At 61.1% G+C, this 16,079-nt stretch carries 15 protein-coding genes, 1 tRNA gene and 1 rRNA gene; 11 read left to right on the top strand and 6 right to left on the bottom strand.

All coding sequences use genetic code 11. The annotated features are described in order from the left end of the window. The first annotated feature begins 154 nt into the window (after positions 1 to 154). Positions 155 to 267: ribosomal RNA gene (gene rrf / locus KHO33_RS13815) — 5S ribosomal RNA — on the top strand. 196 nt (positions 268 to 463) lie between these two features. Here the strand turns inward: rrf and KHO33_RS13810 are convergent. Continuing rightward, the gene (locus KHO33_RS13810) at positions 464 to 928 is read right to left on the bottom strand and encodes a hypothetical protein (protein ID WP_054036986.1); all 465 of its coding nucleotides are present in this window, start codon (positions 926 to 928) and stop codon (positions 464 to 466) included. Between the two features lie 398 nt (positions 929 to 1,326). Continuing rightward, positions 1,327 to 2,172, bottom strand: a complete 846-nt coding sequence (locus KHO33_RS13805; protein WP_054036984.1) for a FadR/GntR family transcriptional regulator — start codon at positions 2,170 to 2,172, stop codon at positions 1,327 to 1,329. 273 nt (positions 2,173 to 2,445) lie between these two features. Between KHO33_RS13805 and KHO33_RS13800 the strand changes: the two genes are divergently transcribed. The 8 genes from KHO33_RS13800 to KHO33_RS13765 all read left to right on the top strand — a co-directional run bounded on the left by KHO33_RS13800 (position 2,446) and on the right by KHO33_RS13765 (position 10,115). Then, positions 2,446 to 3,654: an ABC transporter substrate-binding protein gene (locus KHO33_RS13800; RefSeq protein WP_200565801.1), complete on the top strand. Its 1,209-nt coding sequence runs from the start codon at positions 2,446 to 2,448 to the stop codon at positions 3,652 to 3,654. A gap of 72 nt (positions 3,655 to 3,726) precedes the next feature. After that, the gene (locus KHO33_RS13795) at positions 3,727 to 4,587 is read left to right on the top strand and encodes a branched-chain amino acid ABC transporter permease (protein ID WP_054036982.1); all 861 of its coding nucleotides are present in this window, start codon (positions 3,727 to 3,729) and stop codon (positions 4,585 to 4,587) included. After that, positions 4,584 to 5,663: a branched-chain amino acid ABC transporter permease gene (locus KHO33_RS13790; RefSeq protein ID WP_054036981.1), complete on the top strand. Its 1,080-nt coding sequence runs from the start codon at positions 4,584 to 4,586 to the stop codon at positions 5,661 to 5,663. Before KHO33_RS13795 ends, KHO33_RS13790 begins: the two co-directional genes overlap by 4 nt. After that, a complete protein-coding gene (locus KHO33_RS13785) occupies positions 5,660 to 6,427 on the top strand; it encodes an ABC transporter ATP-binding protein (protein ID WP_200565800.1) in 768 nt (255 codons plus the stop codon). Before KHO33_RS13790 ends, KHO33_RS13785 begins: the two co-directional genes overlap by 4 nt. Further along, positions 6,424 to 7,125, top strand: a complete 702-nt coding sequence (locus tag KHO33_RS13780; RefSeq protein ID WP_200565799.1) for an ABC transporter ATP-binding protein — start codon at positions 6,424 to 6,426, stop codon at positions 7,123 to 7,125. The genes KHO33_RS13785 and KHO33_RS13780 overlap by 4 nt, the downstream gene beginning before the upstream one ends. A gap of 33 nt (positions 7,126 to 7,158) precedes the next feature. Further along, positions 7,159 to 8,439: a Zn-dependent hydrolase gene (locus tag KHO33_RS13775; protein ID WP_200565798.1), complete on the top strand. Its 1,281-nt coding sequence runs from the start codon at positions 7,159 to 7,161 to the stop codon at positions 8,437 to 8,439. Next, positions 8,436 to 9,926 (top strand): M81 family metallopeptidase, encoded by a 1,491-nt coding sequence (locus KHO33_RS13770; protein WP_054036975.1) that lies wholly within the window; start codon positions 8,436 to 8,438, stop codon positions 9,924 to 9,926. Before KHO33_RS13775 ends, KHO33_RS13770 begins: the two co-directional genes overlap by 4 nt. Positions 9,927 to 10,038: 112 nt before the next feature. Further along, positions 10,039 to 10,115: transfer RNA gene (locus tag KHO33_RS13765), tRNA-Val, on the top strand. 45 nt (positions 10,116 to 10,160) lie between these two features. Here the strand turns inward: KHO33_RS13765 and KHO33_RS13760 are convergent. Further along, positions 10,161 to 11,096 carry an amidohydrolase family protein gene (locus tag KHO33_RS13760; protein ID WP_200565797.1) on the bottom strand — a complete coding sequence of 312 codons (936 nt, stop codon included), beginning with the start codon at positions 11,094 to 11,096 and terminating at the stop codon, positions 10,161 to 10,163. Between the two features lie 2 nt (positions 11,097 to 11,098). Then, entirely contained in the window at positions 11,099 to 12,397 is a 1,299-nt protein-coding gene (locus tag KHO33_RS13755; protein WP_054037020.1) for an MFS transporter, read from the bottom strand. 155 nt (positions 12,398 to 12,552) lie between these two features. Between KHO33_RS13755 and KHO33_RS13750 the strand changes: the two genes are divergently transcribed. Next, positions 12,553 to 13,296 carry a GntR family transcriptional regulator gene (locus tag KHO33_RS13750; RefSeq protein WP_054036973.1) on the top strand — a complete coding sequence of 248 codons (744 nt, stop codon included), beginning with the start codon at positions 12,553 to 12,555 and terminating at the stop codon, positions 13,294 to 13,296. Positions 13,297 to 13,548: 252 nt separating this feature from the next. Further along, positions 13,549 to 14,859 carry an MFS transporter gene (locus KHO33_RS13745; RefSeq protein WP_200565796.1) on the top strand — a complete coding sequence of 437 codons (1,311 nt, stop codon included), beginning with the start codon at positions 13,549 to 13,551 and terminating at the stop codon, positions 14,857 to 14,859. A 6-nt stretch (positions 14,860 to 14,865) separates the two neighbouring features. On the opposite strand, the gene KHO33_RS42610 is transcribed toward KHO33_RS13745, so the two are convergent. Next, positions 14,866 to 15,000, bottom strand: coding sequence for a hypothetical protein (locus KHO33_RS42610; protein ID WP_266212432.1), 135 nt, complete (start codon positions 14,998 to 15,000; stop codon positions 14,866 to 14,868). A 3-nt stretch (positions 15,001 to 15,003) separates the two neighbouring features. Continuing rightward, complete coding sequence (locus KHO33_RS13740) at positions 15,004 to 16,059, bottom strand: permease (RefSeq protein ID WP_200565795.1); 1,056 nt, start codon at positions 16,057 to 16,059, stop codon at positions 15,004 to 15,006. Between the last annotated feature and the right edge of the window lie 20 nt (positions 16,060 to 16,079).

Genomic DNA, 16,079 nt, shown 5'->3' with positions numbered 1-16,079 from the left:
CCCCGAAGGGGGCAGGACACCACGCACGGTTGAGTGATCAGTGTTGTGCCAGAAACAACACAACCCCCTCTGGTGAGCATCACCAGAAACTACTTCTTCCAGATTGGTTGTATTGCCCAGGGCCTCAAACCCCGCAGTACGACAACAAGTCATGCCTGATGACCATAGCGAGTCGGTCCCACCCCTTCCCATCCCGAACAGGACCGTGAAACGACTCCACGCCGATGATAGTGCGGATTCCCGTGTGAAAGTAGGTAATCGTCAGGCTCCCCAGCAAGACCAGAAACCCCACCCCGAAAAGGTGGGGTTTCTGCGTTTACCGGCACGAAAACAGGCCGCGGAAAACATCCCCGCCGTCAGACGCCTGTCCGGGGGGATCCTGCTCTGCCGGCGTAATTCCTATCAGTAATGTCGCAAAATCGCCGACGGTACTCCCCTCACCGTCCAGCATCATCCCATCCGTTTAAGCCCTTTTCCGCACCGGCGTCTGATACGACAAGCCTGCGGTGAAGCGGTCAAGTCGTTCACTGGCGTCGGTGATCGCCCAAAGGGGCGCGCTGTGCAGTTGCCGATCGTAGTTCGATGCGATTTCGGCGAAAAGCGCGAACCCTGCGCTGTCCAATCTCCACTCGCCGGTCTCACGGCCGATATCGAAAACCGCCGACACCGCTCTCTCCGCCGCACCGATCTGTTCGGCTGTCGTCGAGCCAAAACCCGATTCAGCCAGAAAACCCGTCAACAGCATGACTTGCGTGAGCGTTTGCGCATCGCTCGTGCTGCCGGCACCCCGGCGCAAGGCGTCGAGCGCCAGATGCACGCGCAGGGCAAGGTCGTCGGCGACCTGCCGTGCGATGGGCAACAGCATGGCTTTGTCATGCCGAGCACGTGCAGCGCCAGTTTTGCGGGAAAACGGAATAGGTTGTGCCATGACGGTCCAGTGTTATGCCTGTGCAGATGCAATAACGGCGCGGGCGGTAAAAGGTTGAGCCCTTATTCCGCGGCTACCACACCCCAATTTGGTCGTCGAAAGCGGTGGGATGGCTGTCTTGAGCCAATCGGCATAGATTGATCGGAGCACCCGAGCTTTCATCTAGATTGCACGGTTTTTCCGGTTCTCCTCGTTTTGTCGCAGTATCGAATCGGACAGCCTCTCGAACTACCGGGTCCCGCATCATGGCGACCGGACATACCGGCCCCGCCTGGCCGTTGTGTCCGGCGGTTCGGTCGATTGTTGACACACCGTTAGTACACTTCCGATCTAGGCAAGCAACCCACATTCCGTTGCAAGCGCCGCGCCGTCCAGCCGCAGCACCCGTCAAATCGGCGTCACTCCTGATCCGGCTCATCCGTCGGCGCCACACTGCGCGCCCTCACGCGTCGGCGAATCTCCGAATCGAGAATCAGCCGGCCACGCAACTTGCCCTTCATCCGCTTCACATAGCGAGGCGCTTCGGTCATGTGAACCACCATCAGTTCGCGCACCTTCTCCACGTCACGTTCGCGCGCTGCTTTCGTGATCGCTTTGTGAATCTTCACGTTGGCGAGACCGAAACGTTCATGTTCGACCTGCGGCGTGTCGTTACGAAACTCGATCAATTGCCGGATCATTTCGTTGATCAACTCGCAACTGAACCGCAGGAACGGATTGGGATTTGCCGCCGCGAGGATGTCGTGAAAATTGACGTCTTCCTGACGTTGACGAACGATGTCCTGTCCGCCATGTGACGAAGCCGGCCGGTCGCAGCACGCAATGCTTGCTTCGAGCGCCTCGAAGTCCTGCTCCGTCAGATGCGGCACCGCACCCGCCGCCAGCTCGGGCTCCAGCAATTTACGCACGGTGTAAATATCGTCGATCGATACATCCTTGAAGAACAGGTAGTTCTGCAAGAGCTGTAGCGTGCGATCAAGCGGCACTTCAACCACCATGCCGCCGCCGCTTGGGCCCGTGGTCACCTTGATGAGACCTTGCACCTCAAGCGACTTCAGCGCCTCGCGAATCGTGCTCTTGCTCACCGAAAAGAGCTGCTGCAGTTCCACCTCGCGTGGCAGGCGGTCACCCGGTTTCAGGTCTTTCTCCGTGATGAGCCGCTTGATCTCCTCGGCGACCAGATCGCCGCGCTTTTGCTGCTTGATCTCAATCGCGGCGCCAGCCTTGGCGCGGTCGATGGTCATCTTCGTTACTCCCAGTTCTGTCCTGCACGCTTTCGACGGGCCGCCGGGCCCGTCATGGCACGGAAAGCCGTGCCGCTGCCGCCAGGAATTTTGCCTTATTGACACTCGAATTTATTGTACCTACGATCGAGTCCAACCTATTTATCATGATAAATAGAACAAAGCCGGTGTGGTGGAAAACTTCTCGGCGGCCAGCAGGCTTTCGTCGTCGCTCGCGCAGTCTTTCAGTTTCGCAGTCGGTCAGTGCGTGTCTCTTTCCTAAGGAGCGTCATTTTGAATCGCCGAAATATGTTGAAGCTGGCCGCGTTGTCGGCCGTTCCGGGGACGTTGGGTTCGCTGGTCGCGCGTAGCGCGTTCGCGCAGGCCGGGACCTTGCAGTTCGCCTGTCCGGTGCCGATGTCGGGCCCGTTCGCGGCGAACGGCAAGTATGCCGACCTCGGCATGAAGCTCGCTATCGAGCAGTACGGCAAGGTACTCGGTCAACCGCTCGCGTACACGACGCTCGATACGGAAGGCAAACCCGCGACAGCCGTGCGTCGAGTGCAGGAAATCGCGCAGCAGAAGAATGCACGCTTCTTTGCTGGCGGTATTTTGTCCTCCGAAGCTTTGGCGATGGGTAAGGAAGTCCAGAAAGCCGGCGGCATCTTTATCACCACAGCAGGTGCGGACGAAATCACCGGCAAGGACTGCAACGACGCGACTTTCCGCTGGTCCGTGCCGACCTACGGCGCGATCGAACAGACCGTGCGCCCGTTGATCCAGATGATGCCGAAAGCAAAACGCTGGTACACCATCACGCCGCAATACGTATTCGGCGACGGTTTGCTATCCGCGGCCAAGGCGATTTTCAAGGAGAAGGGCATTGAGCACGTGGGCAATAGTTACCACTCGCTCAACGAGAAGGAATTCAGCGGCTATCTGACGAATGCAGTCGCCGCGAAGCCTGACGTTCTGCTGATTCTCAACTTCGGTTCGCAATCGTCCGATACGTTGCGCCAGGCCGTGAGCTTCGGCATGAAGAACAATTGCACGATTCTGCTCGCGTGGGCTTCCGGCCTCGAGCAGTTCGAATCGCTCGGTGCGGACCTGTGCGAAGGCGTCTATTTCGGCGCACAGTACTGGCACGACATCGACTCGCCGCTCAATCGCGATCTCGTCAAACGCAGCAATGCCGCGTTCAAGGCCAATCCCAACTACAGTCTCGCGGGCTCTTATATTTGCACAAAGATCCTGCTCGACGGCATCGTGAAAGCGGGCACAGTCGATCCGAAGAAGGTGGTCGCAACGCTCGAGGGGATGAAATACGACGGCTTGACCGGGCCGGAGGAAGTCCGCAAGGGCGACCATCAGGTACTGAAGAACTATTATCTGTTGAAGGGCAAGGCGAAGAACAAGATGAAAAACGCCGACGACTACGCGGATATCGTGAGCTCCGGCCAGTCGTTCCTCCCGCTCGACAAGACCGGCTGCAAGATGGCTTGATGCATCCGTGCCGCAGGCAACGCGGCACGCTCATTAGCGGCACTCCATCGCTACACCCTTTAGACGGACGCCATGAACGTTTATCTCCTGCAGATCGTCAACGGCATCGGAGTGGGAATGCTGTATTTCCTGCTCGCGGTCGGCTTGTCGATCGTGTTCGGCCTGCTGCGCTTCGTGAATTTCGCGCACGGTGCGTTCTATCTGCTTGGCGCGTACTTCTGCTATCAGGCAATGCAGTGGTCGATGAATTTCTGGACCGCACTTGTCGTCGTGCCAATCGTCGTCGGCGCGCTTGCTTGGATCGTCGAGAAGCTGATTTTGCGGCACGTCTACGCGCAACAGCATGAGTTTCATATTCTCGTGACGGTTGGTCTCGCCCTCGTCGTGCAGGAATGTGCGATCTTGATCTGGGGTCCGCTCGGCGACAACGTGCCGGTTCCCGACATGCTGAACGGCGTGGTGATCTGGGGCAGTTTCGTGTATCCGAAGTACCGCCTGTTTGTGATCGGCTTCACAGCCGTGCTGGCTGCGCTGTTGTGGTGGGTGCTGGAGGGCACACGGCTCGGTAGCGCGGTGCGCGCCGGCAGTGAATCGACGGAAATGGTGTCGCTTCTTGGCATCAACGTGATGCGCGTTTTCAGCCTGGTGTTCGCGCTGGGCGCCGCCACTGCCGCTCTGGCCGGTGTGCTCGCCGCACCAATTCGTGGTGTCGATCCGTTCATGGGCATCGAGGCGCTCAGCGTCGCGTTCGTCGTGGTGGTAGTCGGCGGAATGGGTAATTTTCTGGGTGCTTTGGTAGGCGGGTTGCTGGTCGGCATCGTACAGAGCGTGATGAGTACGTTGTGGCCGGAAGGCGCACGGCTGATGATTTATGTCGCGATGGCCGCCGTGCTGCTGCTACGGCCGAATGGCCTGCTCGGGAGAGCAGCATGATCGATACCTCGAAACCTGGTGTTCACGACGCATCTTCCCGGCCGGCTCAACGCAGCTTGAAGCACGCATTGCACCGCTATCGCTTCCTGTTGCTTGCATTACTGGTCGTGTGTGTATTGCCGCTGACGCTGCGTTCCGGATCGTTAGCCACGGAAGTACTGGTGTTCGCGCTCGCCGCACTCGGTTGCAATCTGCTGCTCGGTCATACGGGTTTGCTCTCTTTCGGGCAGGGCATTTTCTTCGGACTCGGCAGTTATTGCGCGGGCCTCGTCCTTACCAAAACGGCGATGCCGATACCCGTGGCGCTCCTTGCCGCGATCGTGATCGGCGGGGCTGCTGCTGCGCTCGTCGGCTGGTTTTCGATTCGTCAACGCGGCACGTACTTCGTCATGTTGACGCTCGCATTTGGGCAGTTGTTCTACTTCCTTGCCTACACCACGCCCGATCTGACCGGAGGTGACAACGGTTTGCTCGACATCCCACGCCCGGCGCTGGGGTTATTCGGCAAGGCACTCGTGCCGTTGACTTCGCCGTGGCAGTACTACGCTTTCGTTGCCGTGCTGTTCCTTGTGGTGTTCTGGTTGCTGATGCGTGTCTCGCACTCGGTATTCGGACGCACGTTGCTGGCGATCCGCGACAACGAGGCGCGTGCGGCCGCAGTCGGCTATGACGTCAAACGATTCAAGCTCATGGCGTTCGTGATCTCCGGCGCGGTGACGGGCCTCGCTGGCGCGTTACACGCGCTGATGACCGGCATCGCGCCGCTGTCCAATATCGATTACCACACGAGCGAGATGATTCTCGTGATGACGGTGATCGGTGGCACCGGCAATCTGTTCGCGTCGGTGCTGGGCGCGGCTTTCTATGTGCTGTTCGCCGACTGGTTGTCCACGCTATGGCCCCGCTGGCTGCTGCTGCTCGGCATCGTGCTGATCGCCGTTAGCCTTTTCATGCAGCGCGGGCTATGGGGTTTGGGCGAACGAATCTGGCAGGCGCTGCGGCGCGACCGACCAACCGACGCTGACAACGATGCAGGCACCAGCGCAGGCAACCACGCAACCAGGGAGCGCGTATGAGCGAAGCGATTCTGCAAGCGAGCGGCGTGGTGAAGCGATATGGCAAATTCACGGCGCTCGCCGAAGTCAATCTGCGCGTCATGCCACGCACCGTGCACTCAGTGATCGGTCCGAATGGCGCGGGCAAAACGACGCTGTTTCACGTGTTGACGGGCACGTTGCCCATCACCGACGGGAAGATCATCTTCGACGGTCACGACGTGACGCATGAGCCGGACCATAAACGCGTGCGTCGCGGCGTCGCGCGTTCGTTCCAGGTGACGAGCCTGTTCGCCAATCTGAGCGTGCGCGAAAATCTGCGGCTTGCCGCGCAAGGTGTCGACGCGGTGCGTGCGTTGAACGCATGGACGCCGCCGCATGGCGCACTTACTCACGCGGACACGGTCGACAGTGTGCTTGAACGCCTCGCGTTGCAGCGCTTTAGCGAGGTGCCGGCGGGCGCGCTGTCGCATGGTCAGCAGCGGCGGCTCGAAGTCGGCATGGCGCTTGCTGCGCGGCCCAAGGCGATCTTTCTGGATGAGCCGACTTCCGGCATGGGCATCGACGACCTCGACGACATGAAGCAGTTGATCCGTGGCCTGCGCGACGATTACACCGTCGTGCTGATCGAACACAACATGGGCATCGTGATGGACATCTCCGACACGATCACCGTCATGCAGCAGGGACGCGTGCTGGTGGAAGGGCGCCCGGACGATATTCGCGGCGACGAGCGTGTACGCAGCGCCTATCTCGGCAACATGATCACTGGAGGCCGCGCATGATTCTGGACGTCCAGCAAATTCACGGCTTCTACGGCAAGAGTCACATCCTGCAAGGTGTGTCCTTGCAAATCAGCGATGGTGAGACGGTCACGCTGTTGGGCCGTAACGGCGCAGGTAAGTCGACCACGCTCAAGGCCGTTGCCGGCGTCGTCACACCGCAGCGCGGTACGGTGACGTTCAACGGCATGACAATCAGTGGCATGCCGCCGCACAAGATCGCTTCGCGCGGCGCGTGCTTCGTGCCCGAACATCGCGGTGTCTTTCGTTTGCTGACCGTCGAAGAAAACCTAAGGCTCGGCGCGCGCAAGGATTCGCCGTGGCAACTCGACGACATCTACCGCATATTTCCGCGCCTGAAAGAGCGGCGCACGAACGGTGGCGCACAACTCTCCGGCGGCGAACAGCAGATGCTCGCGATCGGTCGTGCGTTGATGAATCATCCGCGATTGCTGATGCTCGACGAACCGGTTGAAGGTCTCGCGCCAGTGATCGTCGAAGAGATCGTCGCGCAACTCAAACTGATCCGTGAAGCGGGCGTCGCGATTCTGCTGGTCGAGCAGAACCTGGAAGTCTGCACACAACTCGCGGATCGTCACTACATCATCGAACAAGGCGTGATCGTCTACGAAGGCGATAACGCATCCTTCGCCGCCGACGATTCGATCAAGGACCGTTATCTGGGCGTGGGCGTCGTCTGATGCCCACGCTGTCTTCATTACGAGGAAGCATCGATGCAAGTTCATGAATCAACAACCGTCGCGACGCTCGCTGATCTGCGTGTCGACGGCGCACGGCTCTGGGACAGTCTCATGCAACTCGCGCAAATCGGCGCGACGGAAAAAGGCGGTGTATGCCGGCTCGCGTTGACTGACCTGGATCGCGAGGCGCGCGACCTCTTTATCGCGTGGGCGAAGGAGATTGACTGCAGCGTGCGGATCGACGCGATCGGCAATATCTTCGCGCGTCGCGCGGGTTTGCGTGACGACCTGCCGCCGGTGATGACCGGTAGCCACATCGATACGCAGCCCACAGGCGGCAAGTTCGACGGCAATTACGGCGTGCTGGCTGGTCTTGAAGTGTTGCGCACATTGGCTGACGCCAACGTGCGGACGCTCGCGCCGCTGGAAGTCGCGGTGTGGACCAATGAAGAGGGCTCACGTTTTGTGCCGGTGATGATGGGCTCGGGCGTGTTCGCCGGTGCGTTCACGTTGGAGCATGCGCTCGAACAACGCGATCGCGAGGGCGTTTCGGTGGGCGACGCGCTTGCGTCAATCGGTTATGCGGGCGACAGCGGCAAGCCCCATGCAGTCGGCGCGTATCTCGAAGCGCATATCGAACAAGGGCCGGTGCTGGAGGCGCATGACACGACGATCGGCGTCGTACAAGGCGCGTTAGGTCAGCGCTGGTACGACGTGACAGTGCACGGCATGGAAGCGCACGCTGGGCCTACACCGATGGAACTGCGCCGCGACGCATTGCTCGTCGCGGCGGATCTGATTCACGCGGTGAATCGCATTGCCCTCGATCACGCGCCGCATGGACGCGGCACGGTCGGCTGGCTCGACGTGCATCCGAATTCGCGCAACGTGATTCCAGGCCGCGTGACCCTGACGGTCGATCTGCGGGCCGCTGACGATGCCTCGCTCACCGAGATGGATGCCGCACTACGCGCTGCCTGCGCAACTGCGGGTGAGAAGGCCGGCATCTCGGTCGACGTCGAACAAGTGGTGTATTTCCCACCCCAACCGTTCGCGGCGGATCTGGTCGCCGCGGTTCAGCAGGGCGCAGACATGCTCGGCTTTTCGTCGATGGGTGTCATCAGCGGCGCGGGCCACGACGCCGTCTATCTCGCACGCGTCGCCCCCGCAGCCATGATCTTCGTGCCGTGCAAGGACGGCATCAGCCACAACGAAATCGAAGACGCGCGCGCGGACCATCTGGAAGCCGGCTGCAACGTGCTATTGCAGGCGATGCTGAACGCCGCGCAAACGGCGGAGGGCACGGCAGCATGAAAGTCCTGATTGCAAGGATGAACCACGAGACCAACACGTTCTCGCCGGTGGCCACGCCGCTTGCAGCGTTTGGTCGCAATGGCCCGAGCTATGGCGAAGAGGCGTTCAACGAGAACAAGGGTATGCAGACGGCAATGGCCGCGTTCATCGATGCAGCCGAGCGCGAGCATGCCGGGATCGTGACACCTATTTCCGCATCGGCGAATCCGAGCGGACCGGTCGAAGCCGCCGCGTACGACGCGATCTGCGATGCAATCGTTGCGGCCGCAACGGATTGCGATGCCGTGATGCTCGACCTGCACGGCGCAATGGTCGCCGAGAATACGAACGACGGTGAAGGCGATTTGCTGGAACGCGTGCGCGCCGCGCTGCCGAACGCGCCGATTGCAGTCGCACTCGATCTGCATGGCAACGTCACGCAGAAGATGATCGACAACGCCGACGTGATCGTCAGTTTCAAAACCTATCCGCACGTCGACATGTACGAGACCGGCGCGCATGCGGCGCGTCTGTTGTTCGATTTGGTCCACGGCAGGGCGAAGCCGGTGATCGCATGGCGCCAGCCGCCGCTGCTCACGCATACGCTGCGCAGCGCGACGGCCGAAGACGCGATGAAGCGCGCCGTAGACGCCGCACGCGCGGCAGAGGTCGATGGCGTGCTTGCCGTGTCGGTGCTGTCCGGCTTCTCGCTCGCCGATATCAAGGCGCCATGTATCAGCGTCGTGGTAGTGGCGAACGGCGAGCGTGCGCAAGCGGAAACCGTTGCGGAGCGCATCGCGCGACAGATCTGGAACGAGCGCGAGGATTTCGTTTATCGCAGCGCGCCGCTGGCGGAGTCGGTCGCACACGCCGCAGCGCTCGCACAGGGCGCGGACAAACCGGTGCTGTTGCTCGATCACGGCGACAACTGCATGTCGGGCGGCACGTGCGACACGATGGACCTGCTCGAGGAAGCGCTTAAGCAGAAGCTCGAAGGGGTCGTAAGCGGCCCATTGTGCGATCCGCAGGCCGTCGCGGCGCTGATGGCCGCGGGTGTCGGCAGCACGGTGACGGTGACGATAGGCAACAAGGTTGCAAGCAGCGCGGTGACGCCGCGGCCACCGGTTGCCGTCACCGGGGTAGTGCGTGCGCTGACCGATGGTGAATACGTGATCAGTGGTCCGACCTATACAGGCCAGCGTGCGTTCATGGGGCGCGCGGCCGTGCTCGACACCGGTACGATCAAGCTCGTGATGACCGAGCGCACGCACGAACCATGGGACCTCGGCGTATTCGAGAGCGTCGGCATCGATCCGCGCCGCGCGCGTTTCCTGTTGCTCAAATCACGCATGTACTGCCGACCGGTTTTTGTGCCGATCGCCGCCGGCCTGGTGGAGTGCGATAGCCGTGGCGTGACGAGTTCGGATTACGGGCTGTTCAAGTTCGAACACGTGAAGCGACCGGTTTTTCCGCTGGACGCGCAGACCGAGTGGGTGTTGACGAACTGAAGCGAGTTGAACGACGAACCACGCAACGAACCGACGGACACGTGTCGGCAAACATACTTGCCCTGCAGGGCTTGTGCGACGCGTCCGGAGTCTCTATAATTCGCGCCTCTAAAGGCTCGTAGCTCAGTTGGTTAGAGCACCACCTTGACATGGTGGGGGTCGTTGGTTCGAATCCAATCGAGCCTACCAACGCATATGTGACGTAGACGAAAGCGGCTCCGCTTTCGCCTACTGTCATGTTCTCGCATCACATCGTCGCACTTCATCATCGTGCGGCTGTCCTGTCCGTTTCTCCCCTTCGTATTGCCCGTATTTAGCCACAGCGTGATTCGTTCGCTGTTCGAATCCGTAAAACAACGCGGGGGTCGTGCATAGAATCGCGTCAACCATCGCCGCATCCAGGCCGAGTTCCAATAGCGTCGATAACGACTGGCCGTAGTTCATCACCTGTTCGTACTGAGTATGGGGCCAGTCGCTCCCCCACATCAGCCGCTCAGCGCCGAAGTGTTCGACAAGCTGGCTCGTCGCCTCATGCACAAAACCCGAACCCGGAACCGCACATCGGTACGCGCCCGAGACCTTGACCCACACGCGGCCGGTTCCGCCGTAACCGAGCAAGGTCTTGAAGCCAGGATCGTGAATACCTTTCTCCGGGTCGGGGCGTCCGAAATGATCGACGACCACGGGCAGGCCGGCTTCGAGCAAGCGGTCGAGCATCGGTGCCAGGTCCTGCGCATTCCGGTGCAGTTCGACGTGCCAACCCAGCCTTGATAATCGTTCGAGCAACGGCGTCCACGATTTCGCGCCCAGATCCGGCAACGACTGCTCGATCAGATTGAGCCGTATGCCGGTTACGCCTTGACGATGCAGCTCGGCCAGCGCTTCCTCTGAAGCATCGGGCGCAACGACCGCGACGCCCCTTAAGCGATGCGTGTCTTGCGACAGTGCTTGCAGCAGGTAGCGATTGTCCGTCCCGAGAAAACTCGGCTGCACCAGAACCGCACGCCCGATGTCGTGCGTGTTCAGCAGTTGCAAATACGCATCGAGCGTTGCGTCGTAGGCAGGCGCGTAGCGCCGGCTATCCGTGAGCGGCAAGCCTCTCTCGAAGACGTGCGCGTGGGTGTCCACGCGGCAGGAGTGAGACTGAGCGAGGGATACGGGAGTACTCATGGTCAGCCCCGCGGCGGGTCCAGGGTCAATCGCGCGTTGTCGACGGCATCGGGTGCCGATTCAGGCACCACGCCACGCAGACGTTTGCCGCGCGTCTCAGGAAGCAGCAACACAGCGATCATCGCGAGACCGTAAGCAATGGCCGCGTCGATTCCGATTGCCATACCGAGCGACATCGAATGACTCATGTAGCCGACGAGCACGGGGAAGCCCGCCGAGGCGATCCGTCCGAAGTTGTAGCAGAATCCGACGCCTGTGCCGCGCATGTCAGCCGGGTACAACTCGTTGAAAAGCGGGCCGAGACTCGCTGGGATGCCCGCGGCGAACAGGCCGAGTGGGAAGCCCAGTACGAGCATTTGCGTATTGGTCAGCGGCAGCATCACGTAGGCGAGAACCGTAACGATGCAGCAGAACGCGAAGAGGGCGACGTTGCGCCGCCGACCAATACGATCGAGCAGATAGGCACTCGCCATGCAGCCGCACCAGAAAGCCACGATGACGACCGCCAGATAGCCACCGGTGTTCAGAACCGACAGGTGCCTTTCTTTGGCGAGGAAGGTGGGCAGCCAGGTCATGATCGCGTAGTACCCGCCATGCGCGCCGGTGCCCAGCACGGCGCCGATCACGGTGGTCCGGAGCACACGCGGCTGGAAGACCTGGGTTATCTGCCCGAGCACCGAGACCTTGGGAGCAGCGCTTGCCGGCGCGACGCGTGCCGGCTCCTTCAGATTGCGCCGGACGAATAGCACCAGGCCGGCCGGCACGAGGCCGACGGCGAACATCACGCGCCATGCGGTGTCCGACGGCAACCAGGAGAACGCCGCGGCATACACCAGCACGGCCGCGCCCCAGCCGACCGCCCAGGCGCTTTGCACGGCACCCATCGCCTTGCCGCGGTGTTCGGTGCGAATGGTTTCCGCCATCAATACCGCACCTGCCGCCCACTCTCCGCCGAATCCGAATCCTTGCAACGCCTTGAGAACCAGGAGTTGCGGGAAGTTTTGTGCGAACGCGCAGAGAAAGGTGAAACCGGCGAACCAGAGGATCGTCATCTGCAAGGTCCGGACGCGTCCGATGCGGTCCGATAACGCCCCTGCGATCCAACCGCCGAGCGCCGAAGATATCAACGTCACGCTGCTGATCGCTCCGGCCTGCGTATGGTCGATGCCGTACGCGGCAATGATCGCGGGAATGGCCAGGGTGAACATCTGCACGTCTAGCGCGTCGAGTCCCCAACCCGCAAAGCACCCCCAGAAGGTGTTGCGTTCGAGGGGCGTGCCTTGCTTGTACCACGTGAACATAGCCGTCTCCGTCGTGCTTATCATGTAGTCATATATATGACTGTATGAATGGTGGTCGCAAAGCCGCCAAAAGTCATTGAGTATTAACCCTTGCTCACGTTGCCGTTGTGGGATGTTGTACAGTAGTTACTCCTCTGAACAACTATATGAATACTATGGACGCAACCTCTTTCGTGACCAAGCCGGATGGTCGGTTGCCCCGTTATCAGCAATTGCGTGACGACCTGGTTGGCCGGATTGCCGCGGGCGAATGGGCGCTGGAGGAACCCATCGCCACTGAGGCGGAGTTGGGGCAGTTCTATAACGTCTCCACTGGCACGGTTCGTAAAGCGATCGATCTGCTCGTTGTCGACGGTGTACTCACGCGCAGCCAGGGCAAGGGCACATTTATTCGCCGGCCCCGTTTCGATTCGTCGCTATTTCGCTTCTTCCGTTTCAAGTCGCGCGACGGCGAGCCGGTGCGGCCGACCGCGCGCGTGCTCAAGCGCGAGATCGTGAAACCCGGCGAAGAAATTCGCTCGACTTTGGGCATGAAAGCCTCTGAGAAAGCGATCCACCTCTCGCGTGTGCGCCTGATCGAAGGCCAGGCGGTTCTGTCGGAAGAAATCTGGTTGCCGCGTGCGCGTTTCGAACCCCTAGCCACGTTGCCGCTCGGCGATTTCGAGGACTTGCTGTATCCGTTGTATGAGCGTCTTTGCCGGCAGATCGTGGCGTCCGCTACGGAAATCTTAAGAGTAGAACAAGCCACATCCGACGATACCTCGCTGCTCGACGTAGCGGTCGGCAGCCCTGTCATTCAGGTCCAGCGTGTTGCGTCAGATTTCGCAGGCACGCCGTTTGAATGGCGTAGCACGCGCGGCGCCGCCACGACGTTTCAGTACCAGGTGGAAATCCGCTGAGTCGGTGACCCGTTGGAATGCCGCGGAGTTGATCCGCTTCAACCTCATCCCGCTTTTTTGAACACAGCGCCGCCAGGATCGCTGGGGACGCACGCGCCTATCCGGGTATCACCCCATGGTGTCCGATGCCAGTTCATATAAACATATATATGACTACATCAATCTGGCCGTTCCCTCAATGTCCCTCGACGTAGCGGCTGCCATGCCGCGAAGCGAGTATCGAAGGCGGCCGGCGAGAAAACCGGAGCGGACATGTCTACGCAGGCAGGATTTGAGCAGCAGGTAATGAGAAAGATGGCGTGGCGGCTGATGCCGCTTCTGATCGTCATGTTTCTGATTTCATTTATCGACCGCCAGAACGTCGGTTTCGCGAAGCTGGAGATGGTGCACGCCCTCGGCATGACGGAAGCGTCATACGGGCTGGGCGCCTCGCTGTTCTTCATCGGTTACCTCATCTTCGAGGTCCCCAGCACGCTGGCGTTGCATCGCTTCGGCGCGCGGACCTGGCTCGCGCGCATCATGATGACCTGGGGCGTGGTCACGGTGCTGATGGCGTTCGCGCGCTCGCTGCCCGTCTTCTATTCCTTTCGCTTCGCGCTGGGCGTTGCCGAAGCCGGCTTTTATCCCGGCGTCATCTACTACCTCACGCAGTGGTTCCCGCAAAGCTATCGCACCAAGGTGCTGGGGTTCTTCACGCTGGGCAGTTCGCTCGCCAACATGCTGGGCTCGCTGGTCGGCGGTCTTCTGCTGACGTTGGGCGGCACGTGGGGCTTCGCGGGCTGGCAGTGGGTGTTTATCGCCACCGGCATTCCCGCCATTCTGATTGCGTTCGTCGCGCTCAAATTCTTGCCGAATTCGGTGCAGGAGGCGCCGTTCCTTTCGCAGCAGGAGAAGGACGTCGTCATCGCCGCGCTCAAGCGCGAAGCGTCGGATGACGCCAAGGCGACGCGGCCCTGGGGCGCGTTGCTCGATCCGAAGGTTCTGATGTTCGCGTTGACGTACATGCTGATGTCGACGTCGTTATACGGGGTGACCTACTGGATGCCAACGCTGCTGAAAAGCGATGGCGTGTCGTCGTCGCTGAACGGTCTGCTGAACATGATTCCGTGGGCGCTCGCGACACTGCTTCTGCTGTGGCTGCCCGGCAAGCTCAAGCGTGAGCGCGTCGTGTTGAAGGCGATGAGCGTGGTGGCCGGCATCGGCGTCGTTTGCTTTGCGTCGAGTCTCGTTCTGCCGACGGCGTCGCTGCGTTTTGCTGCGCTGTGTCTGGGCGGGGCGTGCATCCCCTTGCTCTATCCGTGCTTCTGGTCGCTGCCCCCGCGGTTCTTCTCCGGCGCAAGGGCCGCGGCGAGCGTGGCGGCAATCAATGCGATCGGCAATCTCGGCGGCTTTGCCGGGCAGAACCTGATGCCTTATGTCGGCAAGGTGGCGCACAGCCATGTCGCGCCGATGCTGGTGCCGACGGCGTGCCTGTTTGCGTTGGGCATCGGCACGGCTCTGGCCGCGCTGATCGGCGCGCGTCGCAGGACGACGCTCGAGTCGGCGACGATTCGTCCGACGTAGATCGCGTCAGGGACGGAGCAGGTCGAAGCCGGCCAGCACGACAACCCCGCTTACCACGATCAGCGCTACCGAATGCTGTCCGAAGTAAAGAAGGGCTGCGGCCGACCAGCTCGTCGCTGCAAATGCTGCAATACGTTTCATGCTTTAAAACCCCAATGCAATAGCCAGCAACCCGCTGACCACCCCGCAAACCACGACCGCCAGCGCCACCACCGTCAGCACGCGCCTGGGGAACGAGCGCCCAAGCATGGCCATCGACGGTACGCTGATCAGCGGCAGCGTCATCAGCAATGCGCCAGCCGGACCGGCGGCCATGCCGAAGGAGAGCATGGCCTGAATGATCGGCACTTCGCCCGCGGTCGGAATCACGAACAAGGTTCCGGCGATCGCCAAAGCGACGATCCACAGCAGGCTGTTATCGATGCTGGGTCCGATGTGCGGGAACAGCCATGCTCGCGCGGCGCCGAGAATCAGCACCAGGACAATGTATTCGGGAATCAGCCGCAGCGTCATTGTTCCGAGGATTTTCACCCAGCGTGTGAACGCAGTGCCTGGGTCATCCGTGGTGACGAGTTGCGCCATGGCTTCGCGCGACGCTTCGGCTTCCTTCGGCGTGACCATGCGGTTCACCAGATAGCCGAGGCCGAACACCATCACGAGGCCGAGGGCGAGCCGCAAGCCCATCCATTGCCAGCCGAGCACGAAGCCCATGAAAATCAGCGTGGCCGGGTTCAAAGCAGTATTGCCCAGCCAGAACGCGATCGCCGCGCCCGGTGCGGCCTGACGGGCGCGCAAGCCGGCCACGACCGGCGCCGCGCAGCACGTGCACATCATGCCCGGCAACGACATCAGGCCGCCCTTCACCACGCTGCTGAAATCGGTCCGGCCGAGCGCGCGTGCAACCCACTGAGGCGGAATCAGCGCCTGCACCGCCGAGCCCAGCAGAAGCCCTAGCACCATGGCTTGCCAGATCGCCTTGCCGTAGGCCAGCGCGTAATCGAAGGCGGCCTGCCACGAGGCCGCAGGCGCGCTCGACGCCGTGCCCATCAGGATCGACTTGCCGATGGAATGCTGACTCGCGGCGACGAACGCCCGGTTGTAGTACGGAAACCACTTCACATAAAAGAGTCCGACGACGGCGATCAGCAGGAACACGATCCAGCCGAGGGCGACACGGGGCTGCCGAAGGGTTGATTGCATAGTGGATGGTCTTGAACGTT

This window comes from Paraburkholderia nemoris (assembly GCF_905221015.1).
GTDB lineage: Bacteria > Pseudomonadota > Gammaproteobacteria > Burkholderiales > Burkholderiaceae > Paraburkholderia > Paraburkholderia nemoris.
Note: the sequence above shows the minus strand (reverse complement) of the source record. Positions and strands in the feature narration are given on the sequence as shown.